The sequence below is a fragment of the Burkholderia sp. Bp9031 genome, assembly GCF_003857965.1.
Lineage (GTDB): Bacteria > Pseudomonadota > Gammaproteobacteria > Burkholderiales > Burkholderiaceae > Burkholderia > Burkholderia ambifaria_A.
In genome coordinates, this window is record NZ_QTPW01000068.1 from 1 (window position 1) to 6,075 (window position 6,075).

5 protein-coding genes are annotated in these 6,075 nt (G+C 65.8%); all 5 read right to left on the minus strand.

Annotated features, from left to right (window positions below; all coding sequences use genetic code 11):
- Positions 1-334: 334 nt before the first annotated feature.
- From DIE15_RS36350 to DIE15_RS36370, 5 genes are read right to left on the minus strand one after another with little or no spacing between them, the layout of a single operon-like run.
- Complete coding sequence (locus tag DIE15_RS36350) at positions 335-1,441, minus strand: glycosyltransferase (protein ID WP_057930264.1); 1,107 nt, start codon at positions 1,439-1,441, stop codon at positions 335-337.
- A 27-nt stretch (positions 1,442-1,468) separates the two neighbouring features.
- Entirely contained in the window at positions 1,469-2,491 is a 1,023-nt protein-coding gene (galE, locus tag DIE15_RS36355; RefSeq protein ID WP_124835856.1) for a UDP-glucose 4-epimerase GalE, read from the minus strand.
- A gap of 15 nt (positions 2,492-2,506) precedes the next feature.
- Entirely contained in the window at positions 2,507-3,643 is a 1,137-nt protein-coding gene (locus DIE15_RS36360) for a glycosyltransferase family 4 protein (protein ID WP_124835857.1), read from the minus strand.
- Between the two features lie 42 nt (positions 3,644-3,685).
- Complete coding sequence (locus tag DIE15_RS36365; protein WP_124835858.1) at positions 3,686-4,510, minus strand: glycosyltransferase; 825 nt, start codon at positions 4,508-4,510, stop codon at positions 3,686-3,688.
- Positions 4,507-5,763 carry a lipopolysaccharide biosynthesis protein gene (locus DIE15_RS36370; protein WP_057930268.1) on the minus strand — a complete coding sequence of 419 codons (1,257 nt, stop codon included), beginning with the start codon at positions 5,761-5,763 and terminating at the stop codon, positions 4,507-4,509. The genes DIE15_RS36365 and DIE15_RS36370 overlap by 4 nt, the downstream gene beginning before the upstream one ends.
- Positions 5,764-6,075: the final 312 nt, after the last annotated feature.

Sequence of the window (6,075 nt, forward strand, 5' to 3'; positions counted from 1 at the left end):
TTCGAGGCGCCGCAATCCTTCGATCAGCACCGGAACGATATTACGCTGCGCAACTGCGCCGACAATGCCGCACATGAGTGGTCAATCCTGTAAGTCGACGCGGGCGCCATGCGGGCGCCCGCAAATGAGTTGGCTATATTCCCTGATGGAGCAGAGCCGCCTTTGCGGTCTTCGTCTCCTCATTGGGCGGGAGCACACCATCGGTGACGTCCCTTTTCAGATTGCGCGATCATCACGCCGCGATGGGCGAATCGGCGCGAGCAATTGCATGTCCGAGCTGACGAACATATCGCGTTCGAGCACGGCCCAAGAGTGACTCGTGGCTTTGGTCTGGTCAATGCCGCTGGCGCTCCTTCCTCACCACCATCCACCTCGGCACCCTGAACCGCACGATGCTGAGATAAAGCCACACATACGTCAGCGCAAACAGCACGACAAACACGAACAAATGCACGGTGTGCCGCCAGAACAACGTCGCCGGAATCACCGCGACGAGGCACAGCAGCCAAAGATAAGGCGAAGTAAGCGAATTGCGCCGTGTGAGATCGTGCGCATGCTTGGTACCCACGGCCCAGCGCATCAGTCGCTTGTACACGAGCATGTGCAGGTGCACGCCATCCGGAATCCCCGGTGACATCCCGCGGATGAATTTCTTCCGGTAGATGGAGAAGCAGGTCTCGAAGATCGGGTACATGAACAGCAGCACCGGGTACCACGCTGACACCTCGTGATTGCGCATCACCAGCATGATCGCGAGTTCGGCGAGCATGAAGCCGATGAAATACGCGCCGCCGTCGCCGAGGAAGATCAGCCCGGCGGGGAAATTCCACAGGAAGAAGCCGAGCACCGCGCCCATCATGATGATCGACGCGGACATCACGACGGGGTCGTTTACGTGGAACGCGACGTAGGCGAGCGATGCGAACATCATGAAGCTGACCATCGACGCGAGGCCGTTGAAGCCGTCGATGATGTTGATCGCGTTGGCCAGCGCCGCGACCGCGAGCACGGTGATGAATGCCGAAATGGCTGCGTAGTGGAGCAGGAAGTCGAGCGGCGGCACGCTGATGCGCGTCACCGCGATGCCCAGCAGCCAGAACGCCAGCGCGGCCGCGCCCATCGTGCACAGCAGCCGCGCGCGCGGCGACACGCGCTTGGTCAGGTCCTCGACGAGCCCCGACAGGAACGCCGGCATCCCGCATGCGGCGATCCCGAGGATGCTGCCGGCGATCGTCGGATAGCGCCGGGACAGGATCAGCGCGGCAATGACGACCCCGGCGAGGATCCCGATGCCCCCGACGCGCGGCACCGGCCGCACGTGGAATTTCTGCACGCCGGCCAGGTCGCTGTCGATCGAGAATTTCTCGTGAAGGTGCGCATAGCGCACGATGAACAGCGTGACGAGCAGGGAGACGATGAAGCCGGACGCGAAGCTGAGCATGGGATCGCTCGAAAAATGGACAGCGGATTATACAAAACCGCGGGGGTTCCCCTCCTGCCATTTCCAGTGGTCGGCGCACATCTCGTCGATCCCGAGCGTCGCGCGCCAGCCGATCAGGTCGGCCGCGGCCTGCGGATTCGCGTAGCACTCGGCGATATCGCCCGGGCGGCGCGCGACGAGTTCGTACGGCACCGGGCGGCCCGACGCCTTCTCGAACGCGCGCACGACTTCCAGCACGCTGTAGCCCTGACCTGTGCCGAGATTCACGACGAAGCTCGCATCGCGCTTCGCGAGCGCGTCGAGCGCGGCGATGTGCCCCTTCGCGAGATCGACGACGTGGATGTAGTCGCGCACGCCGGTGCCGTCCGGCGTCGGGTAGTCGGAGCCGAACACGCGCAGCTTCTCGAGCTTGCCGACCGCGACCTGCGCGACGTACGGCATCAGGTTGTTCGGGATGCCGGCCGGATCCTCGCCGATCAGCCCGCTCGCATGCGCGCCGACCGGGTTGAAGTAGCGCAGCGTGGCGATGCGCCACGATGGGTCCGATACCTCGAGATCGCGCAGGATCTGCTCGGCGATCAGCTTCGACTGGCCGTACGGGTTGGTCGCGGACAGCGGGAACGATTCGTCGATCGGCGAGCGCTCGGGCACGCCGTATACGGTTGCGGATGAACTGAACACGAATTGCTTGACGTTCCGCTCGCGCATGACCTTCAGGACCGTCAGCAAGCCGCCGAGGTTGTTCTGGTAATACTCGAGCGGCTTCTCTACCGATTCGCCGACCGCCTTGAGCGCCGCAAAATGGATCGTGGCGGTGATCGGATGCGCGTCGAACACTTTCATGAGCGCGACTTCGTCACACACGTCGACCTGATGGAATGCCGGTGTCTTGCCGGTGATGCGTTCGATCCGACGCACGGATTCGGCCTTGCTGTTGACTAGGTTGTCGACGATCACGACGTCATAGCCACTGTCGAGCAGCTCGACGGTCGTGTGCGAACCGATGTAACCCGCACCGCCGGTGACGAGGATGGTGCCTTTAGCGCTCATTGCTCATGTGCTCCTTCAGAATGTGATGCCTGTCAACGTATGAATGGTACGCCTGTAGCGATCGACGACTGTCTGCTCGTCGAATTCGGCTGCAACCTTGAGTCGACCGCGTGCGCCCATCGCCGTGCGTCCTTCCGGCTGCAACGCGATCATGCGGATCAACTGCTCCGCGAGGCTCGCGCTGTCGCGCACGCGGCACAGGAAGCCGGTTTCGCCGTCGGCGACGACGTCGCGGCAGCCCGGCACGTTGGTCGCGACGATCGGGCGGCCCATCGCGGACGCTTCCATCAGCGTGCGCGGCACGCCCTCGCGGTACGACGGCAGCACGACGCAGTCGGCCGCGGCGATGTGCGGGCGCACGTCGTGCGCCTCGCCGAGATACTCGACGACGCCTTCGCCGACCCAAGCGTCGACGTCCGCAGGGCCGATCGCGCTCGGGTTGTCGACACCGAGCGGCCCGAGCAGCTGGAAGCGCGCGTCCGGGTAGCGGGCGCGCACGACGCGCGCGGCCTCGACATACTCGCGCACGCCCTTGTCCCACAGCAGCCGGCCGATCAGGATGAACACGGGGCCTTGGCCCGCGGGCAGCGGCACCGGCGCGAACTGGTCGAGATCGACGCCTTCGCCGTGCAGCAGGCGCGCGCGGTCCGGGTGCGCGAGCAGCTGCTCGTCGGTGAAGGTCGCGAGATCGTCGCGGTTCAGGAACCAGACTTCACGCGGGAAGCGGAAGGCGAACCGGTACAGGCGCTTCGCGACGCTCGCCGCGCGGCTTTTCTGGATGAACACGTAGCCGAGGCCGGTGGTAACCGCGATCGACGGCACGCGCGCGAGCCACGCGGCGATCGACCCGTAGATGTTCGGCTTGATCGTGTAATGGAACACGAGATCGGGCGTGAGCGCGCGGTAATGGCGCACCAGCGCGGCGAGCGTGCCGAGGTCCTCGCGCGGGCTCGTGCCTTTCGACGCGACGGCGAGCGCGACGTAGCGGCAGCCCATCTGCTCGAGCAGCGGCACCGTGCGGTCGTGCGGCGCGATCACGATGACCTCGGCGCCGCGCGCGACGAGCGCACGGATCAGCCCGTGGCGGTACGTGTAGATCGCCCAGGCCGTGTTGCAGACGAGCGCGATGCGCAGCGAGGAGGTAGCGGACATGAAAAAAAGAAAAAATAAAGCGTCGAAAATGCCGAATGCGGGTTACGCGGACGGCCGCGCCGCGAACAGCGTCTGCTTGATCCGCTGCAGCGTGCGGTACGGCGTCACGAAATGCAGCAGGTTCTTGGCGAGGCCGGCCCAGTCATACGGGTTCAGCACGTTGAAGTGTCGCAGCAGCAGCGATAGCGTCGAGATCAGCTGGCGGCGGCGCTTGGTCGCGCTGATCCCGCCCTCGTTGAGCTCGTAGTAGAGGCCGAGCTCGGGCAGGTTCGCGCAATCGTAGCGTTGCATTAACCGTAAAAAAAGATCGAGATCCTCGGCCGCACGGTACTTCGCGCGGTAGTTGCCGACTTCGCGCACGGCGTCGATGCGCAGCATGACCGACGGATGCACGAGCGGCGAGCGCAGGAAGCGTGTGCGGCGCAGCGCGCGGGGATCGGCGGGCGGGGTCAGCATGAAGCGCGGCTCGCCGGCGCGCGACACGACCTGGGTCCACATGCCGACGCAGGCCACGCGCGGGTGCGCGTCGAGATACGCGCGCTGCTTCGCGAGCCGCTGCGGCGCGGCGAGGTCGCCGGCGTCGATGCGGGCCGCATAGCGGAAGCCGCGCGCCGCGAGCGCGTCGATGCCGGCCTCGAGCGCGCGCTCGATGCCGCCGTTCTGCGGCATGCGCAGCACGTCGACCGCGAGGCCGGGCAGGTCGGGCGCCACGATCGGCGGCGTGCTGCCGTCGTCGACGATCAGCACGTGCACCGGCGCGTCCTCGCGAAACGACGCGAGGGTGCGGACGACGTCGTCGTGTCCGTTGTAGGCCGGCATCAGCACGGCCACGTCGTCGAGCGGGGGCGGGCAATCGGAAGACGTCATGGGCGCAGCTTGAAACGAATGTAATAAAAATTAACGGCGGTGGCGGCGACATAGCCGGCCGCGAGCCCGACGAGCGCGCCGTACAGGCCGAGCCGGGGGATCGCGAACACGTTGACGAGCGCGGCGATCGCCAGCGCGAGCACCCATTTCGCCAGCAACACGAATTTTGCTTGATATTTGAGAACGATAAGATTGCCTATCGCCTCGATGCCGGCTGGCACGGACAGCCAGACGGCCCAGCGGAAGATGTCGACCGACGCCTCGTAGCCGTGGCCGAACACCTTGCCGACGATGAGCGGTGCGGCCGCGTCGAGCACCAGCGCGCCGGCCGTCATCAGGCCGGCGGTCATCGCGATCAGCCGGACGATGTTGCGGCGCAGCCGCGCGACGTCCTGCACGCGGTACACGAACGCGGGCGCGATGGTCTGCGCGAGCATCAGCGCGAGCGTGATCCAGTTCTCGTTGAGCTGCTGGGCCGCCGCGTAGCGGCCGAGATCGGCGAACGACACGTGTCGCTCGAGCATCAGGCGGTCGAGCTTCAGGAACAGGTACATGCAGATCAGGCCGAGCCAGAACACGGTGCCGGCGGTGGCGAAGTGCCTGAACAGCGGCTTGTCGAACGTCCAGCCGAGCGTGCCGCCGTTACGGTGGCGGTAGTACAGCACCAGCGCGAAGCCGATCGCGGCGGCCTCCAGCGCCCACAGCCACGCGAAGCGGGCAGGGCCGGCGGCCGCGCGGACCAGCAGCCAGACGAGCAGCGCCTTCGCCAGCGCGGTGACCATGCTGGTCACGAGCTGCGGCTTGCTGTAGGTCATGCTCTGCAGCCACGCGTTGATCACGCCGACGAACGGCTCGCGGAACACCATCGTGACCGCGAGGCCCGCGAGCATCGCGCCGACGAGCGGGTCGAACGCGCCGGCGCTTATCGCGATCCAGGTCGCGACGAGCGCGGCGGCGGACACGCCGATGCGCAGCGCGAATGCGCTGCCGAGCACCGCGCCGAGTTGCGCGGGCGGGCGCTGGACGATGGTCGGAACCAGGATTTCGGCGCCGCACACCCAGGTGAGCGGCGCCAGTACGAGGAGAAGCGTATTCGCATACTGCCATTTGCCGAACACATCGGGCCCGAAATAACGGGCCAGAAGACCGCTGATCGCGATCGCGACGCCGATCTGCGTGAGCCGTTCGAGCCCCAGCCAGACGAGATTCGCGACGGCCTTCGCGACGTCCGGGTTGCCGAATCGCTTCAGCATGCGGGGCAGCCGCACGCGCTTGATGCGGCCGGCAGGGCGCCAGGAGGCGAGAGGTTGGCGGCGGCGGAACGGCTAGGCATTAAAATGGACAAAACGCGCGTCATCAAAACCCGCGATTATAAGTGGGATCGGGGCCGCTCCAGCCGTCCCGCTCCTTGCAGCGCCGGGCCCGCATGTATGATGCCGGGCATGCGCGAAAGGCGGCCAGATTATTTTCCATGCATGCAACCGAGAGAGAATCGATGATCTCCCAATCCATCTTCAAGGCATATGACATTCGCGGTGTGGTCGGCAAGACGCTCGACGCCGATA

Excerpts from the sequence above, each read along its gene's own strand:
- DIE15_RS36350 (WP_057930264.1), bottom strand. The coding sequence starts at position 1,441 with ATGCTCAGCTTCGCGTCCGGCTTCATCGTCTCCCTGCTCGTCACGCTG.
- galE (WP_124835856.1), bottom strand. The coding sequence starts at position 2,491 with ATGAGCGCTAAAGGCACCATCCTCGTCACCGGCGGTGCGGGTTACATC.
- DIE15_RS36360 (WP_124835857.1), bottom strand. The coding sequence starts at position 3,643 with ATGTCCGCTACCTCCTCGCTGCGCATCGCGCTCGTCTGCAACACGGCC.
- DIE15_RS36365 (WP_124835858.1), bottom strand. The coding sequence starts at position 4,510 with ATGACGTCTTCCGATTGCCCGCCCCCGCTCGACGACGTGGCCGTGCTG.
- DIE15_RS36370 (WP_057930268.1), bottom strand. The coding sequence starts at position 5,763 with ATGCTGAAGCGATTCGGCAACCCGGACGTCGCGAAGGCCGTCGCGAAT.